This is a genomic window from Kitasatospora sp. CB02891 (assembly GCF_002803145.1).
Taxonomy (GTDB): Bacteria; Actinomycetota; Actinomycetes; order Streptomycetales; family Streptomycetaceae; genus Kitasatospora; species Kitasatospora griseola.
This window is the reverse complement of the sequence record NZ_NNBO01000021.1, coordinates 58874-79383: the sequence shown is the minus strand read 5'-3', so window position 1 is coordinate 79383 and position 20510 is coordinate 58874. Positions and strand designations below refer to the sequence as shown.

The window sequence follows — 20510 nt, the reverse complement described above, 5'->3', positions numbered from 1 at the left end:
CCCCCAAGGTCGGATGACCGGATGAACGGCAGAAGTGCCGTCCTCCGTCCTATCGGCTCCGACCCCGGCGCGTCCGCAGAACCCTCACATCACAGCCACGACTTCCGGCCAACTCGAACGCGAACGCTCCGCATCCGACCAGTGTGTCTGCACACCTTCAACACAGCTCGATGTGTTCAACACCTGAATGAACGGCTCAGCCCTTCACCGACCCGGCCAGCAGCCCGCGGACGAAGTAGCGCTGGAGCGCGAAGAACACCGCCAGCGGCACCACCATCGACAGGAAGGCGCCCGCCGACAGCAGTTCCCAGCGGCTGCCGTTCGAGCCGGACAGCTGGGCCAGCCGGGAGGTCATCGGCGCGACGGTCGGATTGCCGCCGGCGAAGGTGAGCGCCACCAGCAGGTCGTTCCACACCCACAGGAACTGGAAGATGGCGAACGAGGCCAGCGCGGGGGCGCTCAGCGGCAGCACGATCGAGCGGAAGATCTTGAAGTGCGAGGCCCCGTCCACCACGGCGGCCTCCATCAGGTCGCGGGGCAGCTGGGCGATGAAGTTGTGCAGCAGGAAGATCGCCAGCGGCAGCGCGAACATCGTGTGGGTCAGCCACACCGGCAGGTAGGTGTCCTTCAGGTTGAGCGCCGGGATCACCGTCACCGACCCGAGGTGGGCGCCGCCGGAGAACAGCCGCAGCAGCGGGATCAGCGCCATCTGCAGCGGCACGATCTGCAGCGCGAAGATCACGAAGAACAGGGCGTCGCTCCCCTTGAACCGCACCCAGGCCAGCGCGTACGCCGCCATCGCGGCCAGCACCAGCGGGAAGACGGTGGCGGGGACGCTGATCGCCACCGAGTTGACCAGGTACGGCATCAGGCCGCCGGAGGTGCCGAAGGAGTTGTCGAACAGCACCGACCGGTAGTTCTCCAGGCCGAGGTCGGGGTGGACGAACGCCTCCCACCAGCCGGTGGCGGCGACGTCGCCCTTGGGCCGCAGCGAGGTGACCAGCAGGCCGACGGTCGGGATGGTCCACAGGGCGGTCACGGCGACCACCAGCGCGCTCGCCAGCGGGCTGCTGAAGGACCGTCGGACGGCCTTCACGGGCGGCAGTTCGGGCTTCGCGGCCTCGGTGGGGGCCAGGGTGGGCTGGGCGCTCATCTGGTCGCACGCTCCTTGCGCAGCAGGGCGATGTTGTAGACCACCAGCGGGGCCACCGCGAGGAAGAGGATCACCGCGAGGGCGCTGCCGCGGCCGTAGTTGTACTGCTCGAAGCTCTGCGAGTACATCTCGTTGGCGAGCACCTGGGTGCCGAAGTTGCCGCCGGTCATGGTGCGGACGATGTCGAAGGCCTTCAGCGTGATGATCATGATGGTGGTGAGCACCACCACCAGCGTGGTGCGGATCATCGGCACGGTGACGTGCCGGAACAGCCGCAGCCCGGTGGCCCCGTCGAGCCGGGCGGCCTCGGTGATCTCGTCCGGGATGGCCTTGATCGCGGCGGACAGCACCACCATGGCGAAGCCGGTCTGCACCCAGACCAGGACGGCCATCAGCAGGAAGTTGTTCAGCGGCTGGGACAGGATCCAGTTCGGCGGGTCGTCCCAGCCGAGCGCGACGGCGAGTCGGCTGAGCAGGCCGACCTGGTTCTGGCCGGCGCCGCGCGACTCGTACACCAGCTTGAAGACGATCGAGGCGGCCACCAGGGAGACCGCCATCGGCATGAAGATCAGCGACTTGTAGATCGCCTGCCCGCGCATCCGGTCCACCATCAGGGCCAGCGCGAGGCCGAGCCCGGTGGCCGCGAGGGGGGCGATCACCAGCCACAGCAGGGTGTTCAGCAGCACCCCGTGGATGGGTGAACTGGTCAGCGCCCAGCCGTAGTTCTTCCCGCCGACGAACTTGGCGCTGTCGGCGTCCAGGAAGCTCAGCGCGACGGTGCGCAGCAGCGGCACCACCAGGCCGGTGAGCAGCAGCACGATCGCCGGGCCGAGCATCAGCACGATCGCCAGCGGCCGGGAGAACCGTCCGGTGGCGCGGCCGGCGGCGAAGAAGACGGCCAGCAGGAGGCCGACGAAGCCCAGTACGGCGCCGGCGGTGTTGCCGAACTTGACTGCCGCGTCCTGCCAGAGCGAGTCCGCGAGGTGGAGCGCCGGCCCGGCGAGCCGGGTGTCGGTGGGCATGCGCGGGGTCCTTCCTCAAGACCTGGTGATCTCAGGGCGTTCGGGTGGCCGCAGGGCATGGGGAGGGCAGCGCGGGCGGACGGCTCCGCCCGCGCTGTCCGGGGTTCCCGGCCTACTGCGGCCAGGCGGCGTCGATGTCGGCGGCCGTCTTCTGGATCGACTGGCCCTCGGCGAACCAGGCGGTGAGCGCCTTCCACTCGGCGCCGGCGCCGATGGCGGCGGGCATCAGGTCGGAGGCGTCGAAGCGGAAGGTGGCCGCCGGGTCGGTGAGCGCGTCGGCGGACAGCTTGTCGATCGGGTCGGTGTAGAGGCTCTTGTCGACGCCCTGGTTGGCGGACACCCATCCGGGCGAGACCTTCACCCGGCTGCTCGCCCAGTCGGAGCTGGACAGGTAGTTCTGCACGGCCTGCACCTCGGGCCGGTCGGAGAACGCGGCGGCGAACTCTCCGCCGCCCTCGACCGGGCTGGTGACCTGCGGGTTCACCGCGGGCAGGCGGAAGGCGAAGATGTCGCCGTCGGGGCCGATGTCGGTGCCCTTGGGCCACTGCGCCCGGTAGAAGGACGCCTGCTGGAGCATCCCGCACTTGTTCTGCAGGATCGGGGTGCCGGCGTCCTGGAAGGTGGTGGTGGCGATCGACTTGACGTCGCCGAAGCCGGCGTTGACCCAGGCCGGGTTCTGCATCCAGTCGGCGACGGTCTTCATCGCGGTGGTGATCTTCTCGTCGGAGAACTTCACCTTGTGGCTGACCCACTGGTCGTAGACGTCGCCGCCGTAGCTGCCGAGGACGACCTCCTCCAGCCAGTCGGTGGCCGGCCAGCCGGTGGCGGTGCCGGAGCCGATGCCGCCGCACCAGGGCTTCATGGCCCCGGCCTTGGCGATCTTGTCGCTGAGCGCCATCAGGTCGGCCCAGGTCTTCGGGACCTCGTACCCGGCGGCCTTGAACGCCTTCGGGGAGTACCAGACCAGGGACTTCATGTTGGCGCTCATCGGCGCCGCGTAGAACGTGCCGTTGACCGACCCGTAGGTCTTCCAGATCGGCGACCACTTGTTCTCCTGGTCGACGGTCTGCTGCGGGGGCTTGACCACCTTGCCGCTCTTCACCATCTGGGCGAGCAGTCCGGGCTGCGGGATGATCGCCAGGTCGGGGGCGTTGCCGCCGGCCACCCGGACCGGCAGCTGCGACTCGAAGTCGTTGGAGCCCTCGTAGACGATCTTGATGCCGGTGCACGAGCTGAAGTCGGCCCAGGACTTCTCCAGCGAGTCCGACTCCGGCGCCAGGATCGACGCGTACATCGACACCTTGGTGCCCGAATGGCCCGCGTACGCCTGGTACTTGGCGCAGTCACCGGTGAGCGCGGCGGCCGACGAACCGCTCCCGCCGCCGGACGAGGAGCTGTTGGAGCAGGCGGCTGTCAGTGCCAGTGCCAGAACGGCCGGGACAGCCAGTAGCCGCCGGCGTCCAGTGGTCACAGGGGTGGTCAATGCGGTCCTCCTTGCCAGGGCATGGACATGCCAGCCGTAAGACGAACACAACACTGCGCTGTACCGGAGATGTGGGTGTACCCAGCTGATCGCTGGCTCAAAGACGTTAACCCACGGGTCACCCCACGCCAAGGAGCGCGTTCGACCTTCATCGACCGGCGCCCCACTTGTGACCGCGCTGTGCTACGAGGCCTCGGCCCGTCCGTCCGCCGCCATCGCCTCGGCCTCCCGCTCCAGGTCCGCCAGGTCCACACCCCGCTCGCGCAGCAGCCGCACGGCCGTGCCGCCGCCCTCGCGGATCAGGCCGAGCAGCAGATGGCCGGTCTCGATCCGCCGCACCCGCCCGTCGGCCGCGGCCCGCAGCGACAGCGCCATCACCCGCTTGGCCCGGTCGGTGAACCGCGGCCCGCTCCACCGCGAGCGCCCGCCGGCCGGCGGGGCGTCCAGCGCGCCCGGGCCGAACGTCGACTCGACGGCCTCGCGCACCGCCGCCAGGTCGATGCCGATCGTCGCCAGCGCGGCGCCGTCGCGCTCGGGGTCCGGGCCGCCCAGCGCGCGGGCCACCGCGAGCCGGCCGGCGCCCAGGTCCAGGCCGAAGCGGCCGAGCAGCCGGGCGGTCGGATCCTGCGGCTGGGCCAGCAGGCCGAGCAGCAGGTGCTCGGTGCCCAGGTGGCGGTGGCCCAGCCGCTGCGCCTCGTCGCCCGCCAGCGTCACCGTGCGACGGGCCTCCGTCGCGAACCGTTCGAACATCTCAGTCCCCTCCCCGTTCCGTCGTCCGCTTGGCGTACTTCTTGTGCACTGCCTGCCGGGTGACGCCCAGGCAGACCGCGATGTCGTGCCAGGACCAGCCCTTGCCGCGGGCGTTGCCGACCTGGAGTTCCTCCAGCCGGTCGGCCAGGTCGCGCAGGGCCCGGACGGCGCGCAGGCCGATCGCCGGGTCGCCGCTGCTCGCGTCGGCCGCGAGCTGTCTCGTCTCGCTCATGGTGTCAACATAGGTTGACACCGGTCGGCGCGTCAACCCTGGTTGACAGAAATCAGTACCGCTCCGCCAGGTACTCCGCGAAGGTGATCCGCCCGTCCGCGTGCTCCGGCACCAGGTTCCCGCCCGCCCGCAGCGCCTTCACCGCCCCGCCCGGCATCGGCACCCGCAGCACCGGCCGCCGACGCCCCCTGGCCTGCAGGAACTCCTCCGCCAGCGACTCCACCGGACGCACCTGCGGGCCGCCGAAGTCCGCCACCCGCCCGGCCGGGGCGGCCTCCGCCAGGTCCGCCAGCCGCTCGGCGACGTCCCGCACGTCCACCGGCTGGAACGCCACGCCGCGCGGCAGCAGCAGCACCGGCGCCTTCGACAGCCCGTCCAGCATCCGCACCAGCAGGTCGTGGAACTGGGTGGCGCGCAGCACCGTCCAGCCGAGACCGGACTCGGCGACCAGCCGCTCGCACTCCGCCTTCGCCCGGTAGTAGCCGAGCGGCACCGCGTCCACACCGACGATCGACACGTACACCAGGTGCGGGACGCCGGCCTCGCGGGCGGCCCGGACCAGCCGCCGGGTGGCGTCCACGTCCCGCCTGCCGTTGGTGGTCGCGCAGTGCACCACCGTGCCGGCGCCCGTCAGCGCCGCGCCCAGCCCGCGCCCGGTCACCAGGTCGGCGACCGCCCAGCCGTGCTCCCCCGGCGTGTGCGCCTGCCGGCTCACCACCCGCACCGGGCACCCGCGCGCCAGCAGCCGGCGCACCAGGACCCGGCCCAGCGTCCCCGTCCCGCCCGTCACCACGATCTGCCGCATCGCGTCACCCCTCTCCGCCCCCAGCCTGCCCGCGCCACCCGCCTCCGGCAGCCCGGCCCACGCACCCGGGGGAACGGGGTCGGACCCGGGCGGCCCGCGCCGGCTCCCCGCACCTCCGGGCACCCGAGCGGCGGCGGCAGGTGCAGGACCGCGAACTGGTCGTCCCGGCAGGCGAGTTCGCCCCGGCAAGGACGACGACGGCGCTGTGGGCGCGACCGCACAGAGTGCCGCCGGTACGGCCGAGCAGCTGCGGAAGGACTCCCATGGCCAGAACCACTCCGCCCCGCCCGGTCGACATCGCGGCCCTGTTCCCGGAGTTGGCGCCGCCGGCCCGGCAGGCGGTGCGCCTGCACCCGCGGCCGGGCGAGCCGGGCGTCCACGAGGGTTCGGTGGGCGGCCCGCTGCTGTGGCCGGCCGACGAACAGTGGCCGATCTGCACGCGGCCGCACGACCACTGGAGCCCGCCCGTCTCGCTCGACGACGTCCGCCGGAGCCGGGCGCTGCTGGGGGCGCGGTGGCTGCGCCCGCGCGAGGCCGGGGAGAACCTGCTCGACCCGGCGCAGCGGGACCTGCTCGACCGGCTCCAGGCCGGGCACCCGGCCCACGCCGGGCCCAATCCGCTGCTTCCCGTCGCCCAGTTGTACCTGCGCGATGTCCCCGGGCTCACCGGCCCCGAGGGGGCGGACCTGCTGCAGGTGCTGTGGTGCCCGCTGGACCACGACGACGCGCTGCCCGCCGCCCACCTGGTCTGGCGCGACTCCGCGGGCGTCGGCGCGCTGCTCGCCGATCCGCCGGCGCCCCTGGACGTCGACCACTACGGCCACTACGTGCCCGAGCCGTGCGCGCTGCCTGTACGCGTGGGGCGAGGCCGCGCAGCACCCGGAGGGCGACCGGGGCCCGGACGACGCGTACTACCCAGTACGAGCTGTCGGTCACGCCGGGCTGGAAGGTCGGCGGCTGGGCCCGTGGAGTTTCTGCGACCCCTGGCCGATGGAGTGCGCGGACTGCGGGGCCGCGTACCGGCCGCTGTTCACCGTCGACTCCCGGGAGTGGGACGGTGGGAGCGGCAGCTGGATCCCGCTGGAGGACCGCCGGCCCCCGCCGGGTCCGGTCGGGCACCGCCGGCCGTCGGACCCGCCGATGGTGCAGATCGGCCGCGGCTACACCCTGTCTGCCCCACCTCGTTCGACCACCCGCGCTGCGCCGCCGTGCAGTGAGCGGTCCACCGCAGCACGAACAGGGCGCCCCTCCGGAGGATCCGGGGGGACGCCCTGTCAGGTCAGCTGCTCAGGAGGGTTCCTGAGCGACCGTCAGCTGCAGCCGCTGGTGGAGCCGCAGCCCTCGCAGAGGTAGCAGCTGCCGGCGCGGCGCATCTTGGTGCCGCAGGAGAAGCAGAGCGGCGCGTCGGCGTTCAGGCCGAGGCGGATCTCGGCGAGCTCCGTGGAGTTGTGCGCGGCGGGCGCCGGCTTGGGCTGCTCGACGACCGGGAGGGCGACGTGCGGCTTCTCGGCGGAGAGCGGCGCGGACTGGGCGAGCGACTCGACGTCGAGCTCCTCCTCGATCGGCTCGTAGGAGCCGGTCTCCAGGTGCCGGGTGCGCTCCTCGACGGAGTGGATGCCGAGCGCGGAGCGGGTCTCGAACGGCAGGAAGTCGAGGGCCAGGCGGCGGAAGATGTAGTCCACGATGGACTGCGCCATCCGCACGTCCGGGTCGTCGGTCAGGCCGGCCGGCTCGAAGCGCATGTTGGTGAACTTGGCGACGTACGTCTCCAGCGGGACGCCGTACTGCAGGCCGACCGAGACGGCGATGGAGAAGGCGTCCATCATGCCCGCGAGGGTCGAACCCTGCTTGGACATCTTCAGGAAGACCTCGCCGAGACCGTCGTCCGGGTAGGAGTTGGCGGTCATGTAGCCCTCGGCGCCACCGACCGTGAACGAGGTCGTGATGCCGGGACGGCCCTTGGGCAGGCGCTTGCGGGTCGGTCGGTACTCGACGACCTTCTCGACCGCGGGGGCCGCGGCCGGGGCCGGGGTGGCGACCGCCGCCGGGGCCTTGGTCTTGGCCGAGAGCGGCTGGCCGACCTTGCAGTTGTCGCGGTAGATGGCGAGCGCCTTGACGCCGAGCTTCCAGGCCTGGAAGTAGATCTCCTCGACCTCCTCGACGGTGGCGTTCTCCGGCATGTTGACGGTCTTGGAGATCGCGCCGGAGATCCACGGCTGGATCGCGGCCATCATCCGCACGTGGCCCATCGGGGAGATCGACCGCTCGCCCATGGCGCAGTCGAACACCTCGTAGTGGGCGGCCTTCAGGCCGGGCGCGTCGATGACGTTCCCGGTCTCGGCGATGTGCGCGACGATCGCCTCGATCTGCTCGTCCTGGTAGCCGAGGCGCTTCAGGGCGCGCGGGACGGTGCCGTTGACGATCTGCATCGAGCCGCCGCCGACCAGCTTCTTGAACTTGACCAGGGCCAGGTCGGGTTCGACGCCGGTGGTGTCGCAGTCCATCATCAGGCCGATGGTGCCGGTCGGGGCGAGCACCGAGGCCTGCGCGTTGCGGAAGCCGTTCTGCGCGCCGAGCCGGACCACGTCGGCCCAGGCGGTGTTGGCGGCGGCCCACACCGGCGCGTCCAGGTCGTCCAGCGGGGCGACCGCGACGGAGGCGTCCGCGTGCTGCTTCATCACCCGCTGGTGCGGGGCGGCGTTGCGGGCGTAGCCGTCGTACGGGCCGACCACGCCGGCCAGTTCGGCGGAGCGGCGGTAGGCGGTGCCGGTCATCAGCGAGGTGACGGCGCCGGCCAGCGCGCGGCCGCCCTCGGAGTCGTAGGCGTGGCCGGTGGCCATCAGCAGCGCGCCGAGGTTGGCGTAGCCGATGCCGAGCTGGCGGTAGGCGCGGGTGGTCTCGCCGATCTTCTCGGTCGGGAAGTCGGCGAAGCAGATGGAGATGTCCATCGCGGTGATGACCAGCTCGACGACCTTGGCGAAGGTCTGCGCGTCGAAGCTGTCGTCGTCGCGGAGGAACTTCATCAGGTTCAGCGAGGCCAGGTTGCAGCTGGAGTTGTCCAGGTGCATGTACTCGGAACACGGGTTGGAGGCGTTGATCCGGCCCGACTCGGGGCAGGTGTGCCAGTGGTTGATCACCGAGTCGTACTGGATGCCCGGGTCGGCGCAGGCCCACGCGGCCTCGGCCATCTTGCGGAACAGGCCCTTGGCGTCGACGGTCTCGATGACCTCGCCGGTCATCCGGCCGCGCAGGCCGAAGCCTGTGCCGTTCTCGACCGCGGTCATGAACTCGTCGTTCACCCGGACCGAGTTGTTGGCGTTCTGGTACTGGACGGAGGCGATGTCGTCGCCGCCGAGGTCCATGTCGAACCCGGCGTCGCGCAGGGCGCGGATCTTCTCCTCCTCCTTCACCTTGGTCTCGATGAAGGCCTCGACGTCCGGGTGGTCGACGTCCAGCACGACCATCTTGGCGGCCCGGCGGGTCGCGCCGCCGGACTTGATGGTGCCGGCCGAGGCGTCGGCGCCGCGCATGAAGGAGACCGGGCCGGAGGCGTTGCCGCCGGAGGAGAGCAGTTCCTTGGAGGAGCGGATCCGGGACAGGTTCAGGCCGGCGCCCGAGCCGCCCTTGAAGATCATGCCCTCTTCCTTGTACCAGTCGAGGATCGACTCCATGGAGTCGTCGACGGACAGGATGAAGCAGGCGGAGACCTGCTGCGGCTGCTGGGTGCCGACGTTGAACCAGACCGGCGAGTTGAAGCTGAACACCTGGTGGAGGAGGGCGTGCGTCAGCTCGTGCTCGAAGATCTCGGCGTCGTCCGGGGACGCGAAGTAGCCGTGCTTCTCGCCGGCGGCGCGGTAGGTGAGCACCACCCGGTCGATGATCTGCTTCAGACTCCACTCGCGCTGCGGAGTGCCGACCGCGCCGCGGAAGTACTTGCTGGTGACGATGTTCACGGCGTTCACCGACCAGAAGTCGGGGAACTCGACGCCGCGCTGCTCGAAGTTGATGGACCCGTCGCGCCAGTTGGTCATCACGACGTCACGGCGCTCCCAGGTGACCGCGTCGTACGGGTGGACCCCAGGGGTGGTGTAGATCCGCTCCAGCCGCAGACCGGTCTTGGGGGCCTTGGCGCCCTTCCCGGCCTTCTCCGACTTCGACCCGCGCGCGGAACCGCTCGTGGTGTCTGTCATGCCTTGCTCCTCCTCCTGGGCAAACGCCCGAAGTGCCCTGAAAAGTCCGGGCACGACTGGTTCGTTCTCCTGGTGCGCGGGCAGGCGGAAGCCCGGCCACGGCACACGGGTACTGCGGTGACTTGAATGAAAAAAAGCGAAAGGGACCCGACCGTTACGGCACGGGCACCGGAACCGGGGCCGCGGGCCGCTCGGAGCGCAGCTCCGCGATCGCGGCCTCGAAGTCCTCAAGGTTGTCGAACGCCCGGTAGACGGAGGCGAACCTCAGGTACGCCACCACGTCCAGTTCCTTCAGCGGGCCGAGTATCGCCAGGCCCACGTCGTGGGTGGAGAGCTCGGCGCTGCCGCTGGCCCGCACGCACTCCTCGACCCGCTGCCCGAGCTGGGCCAGCGCGTCCTCGGTGACCGGGCGGCCCTGGCAGGCCTTGCGGACGCCGGAGATCACCTTCTCGCGGGAGAAGGGCTCGGTGACGCCACTGCGCTTGATCACCATCAGAGTGGCGGTCTCGACGGTGGTGAACCGGCGACTGCAGTCCGGGCACTGCCGGCGACGGCGGATCGAGCAACCGTCGTCACTGGCCCGACTGTCCACGACTCGGCTGTCCGGATGCCGGCAGAAGGGGCAGTGCACCTGGAACTCCCTCCCTGCGACCGACGGCGAACGACTCGAACCACTCTACCCGACTCGAAACACAAGACCTGTGCCCGATCGAGGACACTAGCCACTAGATCTAGTGGCGGACGCCGCGCCACGCCGGGCGAACGGGTGAGAGCCGAGGACATCGCAGGCCGGGACCCCATAGACTGTTCGAGTCGAACATGCAATCGACTTACACCCGGAGGCTTGATCACGTCCGGCAACCTCGAATAAATTCACTCGAACGTGTGTTTGGCGCAACCTTTCGATAGAGGCGCCAGTTGAGCTGGACAGTTGGAGCACCAGTCGAGAGGGTCGCCCGCGATGTCCACCCCCAGCACCGCAAGCGTCATGCACACCGTAGAAGCCAAGACCGCCATCCCGGTGCAGGAGCGTTCCGCGCGCACCACTGACCAGGAGAGCATGGATCAGACCATGAGCCGTAGTCAGCCGATCGAGGAGTCCCCGCTCGGTGTGCCCACCCCCGTCGTCCGCGCCCTCCCCGGCCGACCGCCAGGCATCCGCACCGACGAAGCCGGTCTGACGGAGCGCCAGCGCCGCGTCATCGAGGTCATCCGCGATTCCGTGCAGCGCCGCGGCTACCCGCCGTCCATGCGCGAGATCGGCCAGGCCGTCGGCCTGTCCTCCACCTCCTCGGTCGCCCACCAGCTGATGGCCCTGGAACGCAAGGGCTTCCTGCGCCGCGACCCGCACCGCCCGCGCGCCTACGAGGTCCGCGGCGTCGAGGTCGCCCGCCCCGCCGCGGCCGAGACCTCCGGTCGGCCCTCCACCTCCTACGTGCCGCTGGTCGGCCGGATCGCCGCCGGCGGCCCGATCCTCGCCGAACAGACCGTCGAGGACGTCTTCCCGCTGCCCCGTCAGCTGGTCGGCGAGGGCGAGCTGTTCGCCCTGACGGTCAAGGGCGACTCGATGATCGACGCCGCGATCTGCGACGGCGACTGGGTGACGGTCCGCCGGCAGCCGGTCGCCGAGAACGGGGACATCGTCGCGGCGATGATCGACGGCGAGGCGACGGTGAAGCGCCTGAAGCGCGAGGACGGAAAGATCTGGCTGATGCCGCACAACGTGGCGTACGAGCCGATTCCCGGTGACAACGCCACCATCCTCGGCAAGGTCGTGGCGGTCCTGCGCCGGCTGTAGGACGAAGGCAGGCGAGCGCGAAACCGGGGGCGCGAGCAAGGCGACGCACAGCAAGGTCCGGCTGAAGACGGGAGTCCCGTCCTCGGCCGGACCTTGCTGTTGGATGCCCGCTGCCTACCGGGGACGGACCGGCGGCGCCGACTCGTCGATCGCGGCGAGGGACCGGCGGACCTGGTTGCGGTCGGTGGTGTACCAGAAGTCCGGCATGGAGGAGCGGAAGAAGCTCCCGTACCGGGCGGTCGAGAGTCGCGGGTCGAGGACGGCGACGATGCCGCGGTCGTCCGCCGCGCGGACCAGGCGGCCGGCGCCCTGGGCCATCAGGAGGGCGGCGTGGGTCGCTGCGACCGCCATGAAGCCGTTGCCGCCGCGGGATTCGACGTCCTTCTGGCGGGCGCTCATCAGCGGGTCGTCGGGGCGCGGGAACGGGATCCGGTCCATGACTACGAGCTGGCAGGCCGAGCCGGGGACGTCGACGCCCTGCCAGAGCGAGAGCGTGCCGAACAGGCAGGTCTTCGCGTCGGAGGCGAACGCGCGGATGAGCTCGCCGAGGGTGTCCTCGCCCTGGAGCAGGATCGGCACGTCCAGGCGCTCGCGCAGCGCCTCCGCCGCGGCCTGCGCCGCCCGCATCGAGGAGAACAGGCCGAGGGTGCGGCCGCCGGCGGCGCCGATCAGCTCGGTGAGTTCGTCGAGCATCTCCGGCCGGTCGGGTTCCCGGCCGGGCGGCGGCAGGTGCTTGGCGACGTAGAGGATGCCCTGCTTGGGGTAGGTGAACGGGGAGCCGACGTCCAGGCCGCGCCAGTACGGCGGCGCGTCCTCGCCGGTCTCGGCACTCGGCCCGTCGGGCGTGCGGTGGTCGGGCAGCCTGGTCTCGCCGGGCAGGCCGAGGGACGCGGCGACGCCGTTGAAGTCCCCGCCGAGTTTGAGCGTGGCGGAGGTGAGGACGACCGAGCGGTCCTTGTACAGGTTCTCCCGCAGCAGCCCGGAGACGGACAGCGGGGCGACCCGCAGCGATGCGGTGCCCAGGCCGAAGCGGTCGCTGCGCTCGATCCAGACGACGTCGTACTCGGAGCCGGTGAGCAGCCGGTCCGCCGTCTCGTGCAGGGTCTCCGCGGAGGCCATCGCCTGCTTGCGGACCGCGTCCTCGTCGCTGAGGCCCTTGTCGCGGGTCTCGCCGAGCGAGGTGATGACCTGGCGGCAGGCGTCCCGGATGCCGGCCACGGCGTAGCCCAGGTACTCGGGGAGCTCCTCGACCTGGCCGGGCTGCGCGGTCTCCATCAGGCCGTGGAAGTTCTCCGCGGCGGCCTGCAGTGCGTCCACCGCCTTCTCGTTGGCGAGTTTCGCCGCCCGCTTGACGGCCCGGTTGACGGCGCCGACGGTGAGTTCGGCGGTGGCGGCGCCGGTGACCCGGTTCACCAGCTCGTGCGCCTCGTCGATGATCAGCAGGCCGTGTTCGGGGAGGACGGGCGCGCCCTCGATCGCGTCGATCGCCAGCATCGCGTGGTTGGTGACCACCACGTCCGCCAACTTGGCGCGCTCGCGGGCCTGTTCGGCGAAGCACTCCTGGCCGTAGGCGCACCGGGAGGCGCCCAGGCACTCCTTGGAGGTGACGGAGAGCTGGGCCCAGGCCTTGTCGGAGACGCCGGGGGTGAGGTCGTCGCGGTCGCCGGTCTCGGTCTCGTCGGCCCAGTCGCGCAGCCGCAGCACGTCCTGGCCGAGCTTGCCGGTGGGGCCGCCGAGCGCGTCGACCGGGTCGAACAGGCCCTCGCCCTCGTCGCTCGGGGTGCCCTCGTTGGCGCGGTGCAGGCACAGGTAGTTGGAGCGGCCCTTGAGCATCGCGTACAGCGGGCGGCGGCGCAGCGTCGGGTGCAGGGCGTCGACGGTGCGCGGCAGGTCGCGTTCGACGAGCTGGCGCTGGAGGGCGAGCGTCGCGGTGGCGATCACCACGTTGTCGCCGTGGGCGAGGGCGGGCACCAGGTAGGCGAGGGACTTTCCGGTGCCGGTGCCGGCCTGGACGAGGAGGTGTTCGCCCTCGTCGACGGCGGAGGCGACCGCCTCGGCCATCCGGACCTGCCCGGGCCGCTCCACGCCGCCGACGGCGTCGACGGCGGCGTGCAGCAGTTCCGGGATACGGGAGGCGGGGACGGGCGGCGCCGACGCGTCCGGGCCGCCGGGCAGGGGTGCGGTGTCGTTCGTCATGACATTCCCAGCCTACGGGGCCGGGGTGACAATCCGGTGCTGTCGGGTCGGGAGGTGCGCGGTGCTGTGCAGCGGATTGTCGACCTGGCCGTGGACGGCGGCGTGCGGCCGGTCCGGGCGGTCGCGGTAGCCGTCGAGCAGCAGCCGGTTGCGGTTCAGGCAGAGCCGGTCGATCCGCGGCGTGAACAGGTCGAACAGCCGGTGCCGGTCGGCGAGTTCCGGGAAGCGCCGCTGGCAGTCCCGGATCCGCTCGGCCAGCAGGTCCCAGAACTCGGTCTCGGGGAGGCCGAGTTGCTCCTCCAGCAGGGGCGCCAGGTAGCGGTAGACGCCGATGAACAGCCCGGAGTGCAGGAACTGGCACAGGTAGTCGGGGTTCTCCCGCAGCAGCACCTCGCCGATCCCGTCGGGCAGGTCGGCGAGTTCCGGCAGCGGCCGGTCGCTGATGTTGACGTCGTCGACGAAGTCCTTGACGGCGAGCCGGACCGGGACGTCCCGCTGGTCGAAGACGATGATCGCGTTCTCGCCGTGCGGGGAGAACACCAGGCCGTAGCGGTACAGGAAGTGCAGCAGCGGCGGCAGCATCACCGCGAACAGCCGGTCGACCCAGCTGCGGACGTCCAGCCCGGAGCGGGCGACCAGCTCGGCGGCCAGCGCGCGGCCGTCGGATCCGGTCTGCAGCAGCGCGGCCAGGGTGCGGCCGCGTTCGCCGTCGTCGAGGTGCCGGCCGAGGGGTTCGCGCCAGATCGCGCCGAGCAGTTCCTTGTACTGGTAGGGAGCGTCGGGCAGGTCCCGGTACAGCGGGTGTTCGACGGTGACGGAGGCGATCTCGCCGAGCAGGATCACCCGGCACTCGTCGCGCAGGTACGGGTCCTGGTCGCGCAGCCGCTGGATCCAGGCGGTGACGGCGGGCGCGGCGAGCGCGCGTTCGGTGGGCAGGCCGCGCCAGACCAGGGTGTTGAGGATGGCGAGCGGCAGTTTGACGGTGCACCGGTCGGGTCTGCTCAGGTTGAAGAACGACCGGATGGACTGCTGGGGCAGCCGCAGGTCGCCGTCGCTGGGCAGCGGAATGATCTCGCCACTGGCGATCCACGGCGCGAACAGGCCGACCACGGTCTCGTCCCACTGCCAGGGGTGCACCGGCAGCAGCCAGAACTCGTCGGCGCGCTCGCCGAGTTGGGCGCGGAACGCGGGGTCGAGCTCGGTTTCGTAGATGGTCTCGTCGCCGCGAAAGGCGGCCAGGTTCTTGTGCACGGCGAGCCACGGCAGGGTGCGCGGCAGCCGGGCCTCGGGGGCCCAGCCGGCCGCGTCGGTGGCGGAGAAGCCGAGCCGGCCCTTGTTGGCCACGATCCACGGGTGGCCGGTCTGTCTGCCCTCCAGCGCGACGTGGTCGAGGTCGGCGAGTTCGGCGGCGCTCAGCGCGGTGGCCCGCAGGTGGGTGTCGGCGATCAGCGTGGCGGTGAGCTCGCGGACCAGGTGGCCGGTGGTGTCGCCGTTCAACTTCAGGGTGTGCCGGGCCTGTTGGAGGAACCGCAGCGGATCGTCGCCGCCCGCTATCGACCCCGGGTCGACCCGCCAGCTGCCGTAGGCGCCCCGGCGGGCGGTGAACCGGTAGTCGGCGTCCGGGAGTTCGAGCAGGTAGTGGTCACCCTCCGGCCGGGGGTGCAGCAGTTCCTCGTAGGCGAACTCGCCGAGCAGTTTGGCCAGCATGGCGCGTGCGGCGGCCCGCCAGTGCCCGGTGGTGAGCTGGGGCGGCAGGTGGAGTGCGGTGTCAACGGCCGGCTGCGGCACGCTCGTTCCCTTCCTGGGGTCGCGGGAGCACCGGGGCCGTGGCGGGCTCCGGGGCGAAGGTGGTCCAGGCGGTGCGGTGGGGCAGCGGGTGCAGGGTCTTGCCCGCGACGGCGTTCAGGATCACGGCGGCGCGGTGCGCACCGAGCCCGAGGTCCGGGGTGCCGACTCCGTGAGTGTGCAACTCGGCGTTCTGGACGTACAGCCCCCCGGTGAGTTCCGGCCGGGTGGCGACCCGGTGGTCGAGGTCGACCCGGAAGCGGCCCTGTTCGTCCCAGTCGATCAGCTCGGCGATCGGGTCGAGCAGCGCGGGCCGGACCGCCCGGTAGCCGGTGGCGAGCACCACGGCGTCGGTGCGGACCGAGAGGCGGCGGCCGGAGTCGGCGTGCCGGCAGTGCAGTTCGATGCCGCCGCCGGGGCCGGGGGCGGTCTCGGTGACGGCGGTGCCGGGGAGGATCTCGACCGGTTCGGCGTCGATCGGGCGGCCCACGGTGCGCTCGTACAGGTGGTCGTGGATCTCGGCGAGGGTCTCCGCGCTGGCCGCCTTGTGCAGCTGCCACTGCGCGGGCACCAGGGCGTCCCGGACCGGCTCGGGCAGGCCGTGGAAGTAGCGGGTGTAGTCGGGGGTGAACTGCTCCAGGCCGAGCTTGGAGTACTCCATCGGGGCGAGCGCCCTGGTCCGGGTGAGCCAGCGCACCCGGGTGCCGTCGCCGGCGTGCCGCCGCAGCAGGTCGAGGAACACCTCGGCGCCGGACTGGCCGGATCCGACCACGGTGATGTCCCGTGCCCCGTCGAGCTTCTGCCGCAGCGTCAGGTAGTCGGCCGAGTGCAGCACCGCCGGGTGGTCGCGCAGCGCCGCGAACGCCGCGGGGCGGGCCGGTTCGGTGCCGACGCCGAGCACCAGGTTCCGGGCCGGGTACGTCCGGCCGGCCGCGTGCACCCGGTACTGCCGCCGGCCGGCGTCCCAGTGGACGGCGTCGACGGGGCTGTCGAAGCGGCAGTTGGGGAGCCGGTCGGCGGCCCAGCGGCAGTAGTGCTCGTACTCGCGCCGCGGGAGCTGGAAGCGTTCGCTGAAGTAGAACGGGAACAGCCGCTGCTGCTCGCGCAGGTAGTTGAGGAACGACCACGGGTTGGTGGGGTCGACCAACGAGACCAGGTCGGCGAGGAACGGGACCTGCATGCGGGCGCCGTCCACGAGCATGCCGGGGTGCCAGCGGAACTCGGGGCGGGCGTCGAGGAACAGCGCGCCGACGGTGTCGGCCCGGTCGGCGAGCGCGGCCAGCGACAGGTTGAACGGGCCGATGCCGACGCCGATCAGGTCGTACGGCTCGGGCTGCCGGCCTGTCGTGTCGTCGTGGGAAGTCATGGCGTCCTAGGTCTCGGGCCGCGGGCGGATCATCAGGGCGGCGCGCTTGTCGGGGAGGTCGAGATCGGCGGCACGGGTGAATCCGGCGGCGGTGAACGCCCGGACGGAGGGCGTGTTGCGGACGTCGGGTTCGGCGAGCACCCGGGTGCAGCGGGGTTCGTCCCGCAGCAGCCGGGCGGCGATCGCGTCGAGCAGCAGGGCGGCCAGCCCCCGGCCGCGGGCGGCGGGGGCGAGCAGCAGGTGCACGCCCAGGTCGTGCGGGCGGGCGGGGTAGTGCGCGGCCAGCGGGTCGAGGTCGGCGCGGTAGAGCTCGAAGTAGCCGGTGGGTTCGCCGTCGAGCAGCGCGAGGACGGGGCGGCTGCGGCCGTCGCCGTCGAGTTGCCCGGCGAGGTGCGCGGCGGTGGTCTCCGGCGGGCCCGCGAGGGCCCACCAGCGGTCGGTCTCCGGGTCGTTCATCCAGTCGGTGAGCAGCTCCAGGTCGGTGCTGGGCCGGACGGTGCGCAGCACGAGTCCGCCGGCCGCCGTGGGGATGCGGAGCTCGGGTGTCACGCCCCGGCCACCGGGTTGGCGATCTCCACGTACACCGACTGGGTCTCCACCGGCCCGACCAGCTCGTCCAGGCCGTGCAGCCGGGTCAGCAGGTTGGCCTTGCACCGCAGGGTGGGGGTGTCCAGCAGGAGGGCGGGCAGCGCGGAGCCGGTGGCGGTCGCGGCGGGGCCGGCCAGGAAGCGCCGCAGGGCGGCCAGCAGCAGCTGTTCGTCGGCGAGCTGCTGGGAGCCGAAGGCGCCGATCAGGCCGAGCACGTGGTTGATGCCGAGGTAGTAGGCGAAGCGCTCGTCGGCGACCGCGTCGGGGACGAAGGTGTCGCTGTGCGCCCCGAGTCCGGGCAGCATCCGGTGCAGCCGGTCGGCGTGCGAGGTGCGGAAGTAGTAGCCCTGGTTGTCGCGGTAGCGGCCGCCGGTGGGCCAGCCCTGCGCGTCGAGCAGGACCAGGCTGTTCTGCTGGTGGGCCTCCAGCGCGATGCCGGCCTGCCCGTCCAGCCAGAGGGTCGGCAGCACCACGGCGTCCAGGTAGCGCAGGAACCACTCGGTGGCGACGGTCGCCGCGGGGCGGCCGGTGCGGGCGGCGAGTTCGCCGAGCACCTGGGCGAGTTGCGAGCCCGCCGGGTCGACGGGCTGTTCGGCGACCAGGCCGGCCACGCACAGCGCCCGGTCGGCGGGGCCGAACGGCAGCTGCCGGAGCACGGTGTCCAGGCCGTTCGGGTCGCCCAGCGCGGGGTGGTCGACGCCGATCCAGGCCGGGTCGCGGACGATGTCGAAGCCGGGGTGGGCGGCCTGCCACCGCCGGGCCAGCCCCGCCTCCAGCAGGCGGTGCACCTCGACGCCGCGGTGGAGCTCCTTGCGCAGGTTCTCCCGGCGGGAGTTGGTGATCCGCAGGCCCAGCGACAGTTTGAGCATCCACGGGGTGCCGGGCCGGCAGACGGTGCGCACCGAGCTGGTGGGGTGCCAGGGATCGCCGTGCTGGCCGAGGTCGGTGAGCAGGCCCCGCTCCAGCAGCTCGGCGACGGCCGGACGGAGCGTCAGCTCCCGGGCCTGCCAAGGGTGCAGCGGCAGCGCGGCGGCGCCGTCGGGCAGCGGGCGGCCGTACAGCTCGGCGGTGAGCCGTTCGGCGGGGGCGCCGACGGCGGAGTCCGCGGCGAGCAGGCTGCGGTCGACGGCCCACCAGTGCAGCCGGAACGAGCCGTGCAGTTCGGGCGAGTAGGCGGCGGACTGGGCGGGGCCGAGGCCGTCGCGGCTCTTCGGGGTGGGGTGCAGCGGGTGGCCGAGCAGCAGCGACTGCTCGGCGCGCAGGAACGGGTCGCTGGGGGCCGCGGGGGTCCGGCGGCGGTGCGCGAGGATCTCCGCGGTGCGGCCGACCGAGTCGGCCACCCGGGAGGTGAGGTCGGCGAGTTGGCCGGGCTCGGGGCGGCCGGTGGCGCCGGCCACCAGGGCGGCGACCGTGACGGCGTCCACCGGGTGCTCGGCGGCGCCGGTGGAGACGGTGGCGGGGCCGAACCGGTGCCAGCCGCAGGCCGACCAGTGGCGGACCGGCGCGGAGAGCTGGGCGGCGCCGCCGAGCACCGGGATGCGCAGCAGGTCGCCGTCGGGGCGTGCGGCGGCGGTCTCCCGGGCCCAGCAGCGCAACAGGCTCTCGGTGGCGGCGTGTTCGGCGGCGACGGCCGGGTCGGGGTGGAGCAGCGGGTCCGTACTGAGGTGTCCGGCCGACGGCCGGGCGACCGGGAGAACGTCGGTGAGGATGGTGGCCAAATCCGCTCCTTGAGCCGCGCGATTGCCTTCGGGTAAGGGTTACCTATCCCTTCGGTGCGGACACAAGATCGGCTCACTCGTTCCGGTGAGCTTCTGCTGATCGTCCCCGTACCGGCGGGCCGACTGGGATCCTGACGGACCGTCACCATCACGGTTCGATGACCGGACGCCAACAGGACCGCACCGCCCGCCGGTGGCCCGGGCCCGGATGAAAGACTGTCCCCCGGGGGGAACGGACTGTTTCAGGGGGGGTTGAGGGTGAGGGCACGGGGGGTACTGGCCGCGCTGACCGCGGCCGTGCTGCTGGGCGGGGTGTCCGCCTGCGGGTCGACCGGCGACCCGGGCGGGGACGGGAACCCGCACAGCTTCGCCGAGTTGAAGTACTGGGGGTTCGCCGAGTGGGACCGCTGGGCGAAGCGGCACGACTTCCGCAATCCCGCGGTGGCGGGCGTGTGGAGCGCCGAGACGATGGACCAGGCGCCGCCGCAGCAGCCCGCGCCGGCGCCCGACTCGTCGTCGTCGGCGTCGACACCGGCCGCGCCGTCGCCGGTCGCCGGTGAGCCGTCCGCGAGCGGCGCACCGTCCACCACCAGCGCTCCGCCCGCGGTGGCCGCACAGCCGGTGCCGCGTCCGTACACCAGCTATCCGGCGTCCGGGAAGGTCTTCATGACCGCCCCGAACGGCGGTACCGGCCAGTGCTCGGCCACCGTGGTCGCCGACCCGGCGAACCCGGGCCGCAGCAACCTGGTGTGGACGGCCGCGCACTGCGTCCACGAGGGCAAGGGCGGCGACTGGTACAAGAACCTGGTCTTCGTGCCCGCGTACAACAGCTCGGGCGCGGCCAGCGACCACCAGCGGGCGAAGCTCGCCGAGGTCGCCCCGCTCGGGCAGTGGTGGGCGGACAGGGTGATCACCTCGCCGCTGTGGACCACCGAGGGCACTAGGGGCGGGGACGCCGCGAACCAGTACGACTTCGCGGTGATCAAGGTGCGCGGCCCGGAGGGCGAGAGCCGCTCGCTGGAAGAGGTGATCGGCACCGCCGTGCCGGTCTGGTTCGACGCGCCGCGCGAGCAGCTCGCGATCCAGGCGTGGGGCTATCCGGCCGTCGCGCCGTTCGACGGGCAGGAGTTGGAGCGCTGCGACTCCGGCCGCCCGGGCTCCCGGAGCTTCGACGCGGCCCGCCCGTCGATGCTGGTGATCGGCTGCACCATGACGGCCGGCGCCTCCGGCGGCGGCTGGTTCGCGGACGGCCCGGACGGCCGCCAGCGGCTGGTCAGCAACACCTCGATCGGCACCCAGGCGCACACCGCCCTGAACGGGCCCTACCTGGAGGGCGTGGCCCGCCAGGCCCTCGACTACATCTCGCGGAAGTGACCGCCCGTCACCTCCCGCGACTCTCCATTCGACCGACGACCACGGGGGAA

At 72.1% G+C, this 20510-nt stretch carries 16 protein-coding genes; 3 read left to right on the top strand and 13 right to left on the bottom strand.

The window, feature by feature from the left end; all coding sequences use genetic code 11:
- Positions 1-196 precede the first annotated feature (196 nt).
- The 6 genes from CG736_RS32965 to CG736_RS32940 all read right to left on the bottom strand — a co-directional run bounded on the left by CG736_RS32965 (position 197) and on the right by CG736_RS32940 (position 5445).
- Positions 197-1153, bottom strand: a complete 957-nt coding sequence (locus CG736_RS32965; protein ID WP_232734342.1) for a carbohydrate ABC transporter permease — start codon at positions 1151-1153, stop codon at positions 197-199.
- Positions 1150-2175 (bottom strand): carbohydrate ABC transporter permease, encoded by a 1026-nt coding sequence (locus tag CG736_RS32960; RefSeq protein ID WP_100589788.1) that lies wholly within the window; start codon positions 2173-2175, stop codon positions 1150-1152. Before CG736_RS32960 ends, CG736_RS32965 begins: the two co-directional genes overlap by 4 nt.
- 112 nt (positions 2176-2287) lie before the next feature.
- Positions 2288-3658, bottom strand: coding sequence for an ABC transporter substrate-binding protein (locus CG736_RS32955; RefSeq protein ID WP_100589787.1), 1371 nt, complete (start codon positions 3656-3658; stop codon positions 2288-2290).
- Between the two features lie 183 nt (positions 3659-3841).
- A complete protein-coding gene (locus tag CG736_RS32950; RefSeq protein WP_100589786.1) occupies positions 3842-4408 on the bottom strand; it encodes a Clp protease N-terminal domain-containing protein in 567 nt (188 codons plus the stop codon).
- Between the two features lies 1 nt (position 4409).
- Positions 4410-4640, bottom strand: coding sequence for a hypothetical protein (locus CG736_RS32945; protein ID WP_043909817.1), 231 nt, complete (start codon positions 4638-4640; stop codon positions 4410-4412).
- Positions 4641-4692: 52 nt separating this feature from the next.
- On the bottom strand, positions 4693-5445 hold the full coding sequence (locus tag CG736_RS32940) for an SDR family oxidoreductase (protein WP_100589785.1): 753 nt from the start codon (positions 5443-5445) through the stop codon (positions 4693-4695).
- Positions 5446-5708: 263 nt separating this feature from the next.
- On the opposite strand from CG736_RS32940, the gene CG736_RS32935 reads away from it, so the two are divergent.
- On the top strand, positions 5709-6662 hold the full coding sequence (locus tag CG736_RS32935) for a hypothetical protein (RefSeq protein WP_232734341.1): 954 nt from the start codon (positions 5709-5711) through the stop codon (positions 6660-6662).
- A 93-nt stretch (positions 6663-6755) separates the two neighbouring features.
- Here CG736_RS32935 and CG736_RS32930 read toward each other — a convergent pair whose 3' ends face one another.
- Both CG736_RS32930 and nrdR read right to left on the bottom strand, forming a co-directional pair.
- A complete protein-coding gene (locus CG736_RS32930; RefSeq protein WP_100589784.1) occupies positions 6756-9635 on the bottom strand; it encodes a vitamin B12-dependent ribonucleotide reductase in 2880 nt (959 codons plus the stop codon).
- A gap of 154 nt (positions 9636-9789) precedes the next feature.
- Positions 9790-10266 carry a transcriptional regulator NrdR gene (gene nrdR / locus CG736_RS32925; RefSeq protein WP_043909810.1) on the bottom strand — a complete coding sequence of 159 codons (477 nt, stop codon included), beginning with the start codon at positions 10264-10266 and terminating at the stop codon, positions 9790-9792.
- Positions 10267-10707: 441 nt separating this feature from the next.
- On the opposite strand from nrdR, the gene lexA reads away from it, so the two are divergent.
- A complete protein-coding gene (lexA, locus tag CG736_RS32920) occupies positions 10708-11433 on the top strand; it encodes a transcriptional repressor LexA (RefSeq protein ID WP_198520699.1) in 726 nt (241 codons plus the stop codon).
- Between the two features lie 114 nt (positions 11434-11547).
- On the opposite strand, the gene CG736_RS32915 is transcribed toward lexA, so the two are convergent.
- The 5 genes from CG736_RS32915 to CG736_RS32895 are packed head-to-tail and all read right to left on the bottom strand — an operon-like array spanning position 11548 to position 19086.
- Positions 11548-13629 (bottom strand): ATP-dependent DNA helicase, encoded by a 2082-nt coding sequence (locus CG736_RS32915; protein WP_232734340.1) that lies wholly within the window; start codon positions 13627-13629, stop codon positions 11548-11550.
- Between the two features lie 12 nt (positions 13630-13641).
- Complete coding sequence (locus tag CG736_RS32910) at positions 13642-15417, bottom strand: IucA/IucC family siderophore biosynthesis protein (RefSeq protein ID WP_369880796.1); 1776 nt, start codon at positions 15415-15417, stop codon at positions 13642-13644.
- Positions 15398-16780: a lysine N(6)-hydroxylase/L-ornithine N(5)-oxygenase family protein gene (locus CG736_RS32905; protein WP_100589782.1), complete on the bottom strand. Its 1383-nt coding sequence runs from the start codon at positions 16778-16780 to the stop codon at positions 15398-15400. The genes CG736_RS32910 and CG736_RS32905 overlap by 20 nt, the downstream gene beginning before the upstream one ends.
- 6 nt (positions 16781-16786) lie before the next feature.
- Complete coding sequence (locus CG736_RS32900; RefSeq protein ID WP_100589781.1) at positions 16787-17329, bottom strand: GNAT family N-acetyltransferase; 543 nt, start codon at positions 17327-17329, stop codon at positions 16787-16789.
- Entirely contained in the window at positions 17326-19086 is a 1761-nt protein-coding gene (locus CG736_RS32895; RefSeq protein WP_100589780.1) for an IucA/IucC family siderophore biosynthesis protein, read from the bottom strand. Before CG736_RS32895 ends, CG736_RS32900 begins: the two co-directional genes overlap by 4 nt.
- Positions 19087-19344: 258 nt before the next feature.
- Here CG736_RS32895 and CG736_RS36690 point away from each other — a divergent pair, with 258 nt between their 5' ends.
- Positions 19345-20460: a serine protease gene (locus CG736_RS36690; protein WP_157815825.1), complete on the top strand. Its 1116-nt coding sequence runs from the start codon at positions 19345-19347 to the stop codon at positions 20458-20460.
- Positions 20461-20510: the final 50 nt, after the last annotated feature.

Coding starts and splice junctions, on each gene's coding strand:
- CG736_RS32930 (WP_100589784.1), bottom strand. CDS start 9,635: ATGACAGACACCACGAGCGGTTCCGCGCGCGGGTCGAAGTCGGAGAAG.
- CG736_RS32965 (WP_232734342.1), bottom strand. CDS start 1,153: ATGAGCGCCCAGCCCACCCTGGCCCCCACCGAGGCCGCGAAGCCCGAA.
- CG736_RS32960 (WP_100589788.1), bottom strand. CDS start 2,175: ATGCCCACCGACACCCGGCTCGCCGGGCCGGCGCTCCACCTCGCGGAC.
- CG736_RS32950 (WP_100589786.1), bottom strand. CDS start 4,408: ATGTTCGAACGGTTCGCGACGGAGGCCCGTCGCACGGTGACGCTGGCG.
- CG736_RS32935 (WP_232734341.1), top strand. CDS start 5,709: ATGGCCAGAACCACTCCGCCCCGCCCGGTCGACATCGCGGCCCTGTTC.
- CG736_RS32915 (WP_232734340.1), bottom strand. CDS start 13,629: ATGACGAACGACACCGCACCCCTGCCCGGCGGCCCGGACGCGTCGGCG.
- lexA (WP_198520699.1), top strand. CDS start 10,708: ATGAGCCGTAGTCAGCCGATCGAGGAGTCCCCGCTCGGTGTGCCCACC.
- CG736_RS32905 (WP_100589782.1), bottom strand. CDS start 16,780: ATGACTTCCCACGACGACACGACAGGCCGGCAGCCCGAGCCGTACGAC.
- CG736_RS32945 (WP_043909817.1), bottom strand. CDS start 4,640: ATGAGCGAGACGAGACAGCTCGCGGCCGACGCGAGCAGCGGCGACCCG.
- CG736_RS32940 (WP_100589785.1), bottom strand. CDS start 5,445: ATGCGGCAGATCGTGGTGACGGGCGGGACGGGGACGCTGGGCCGGGTC.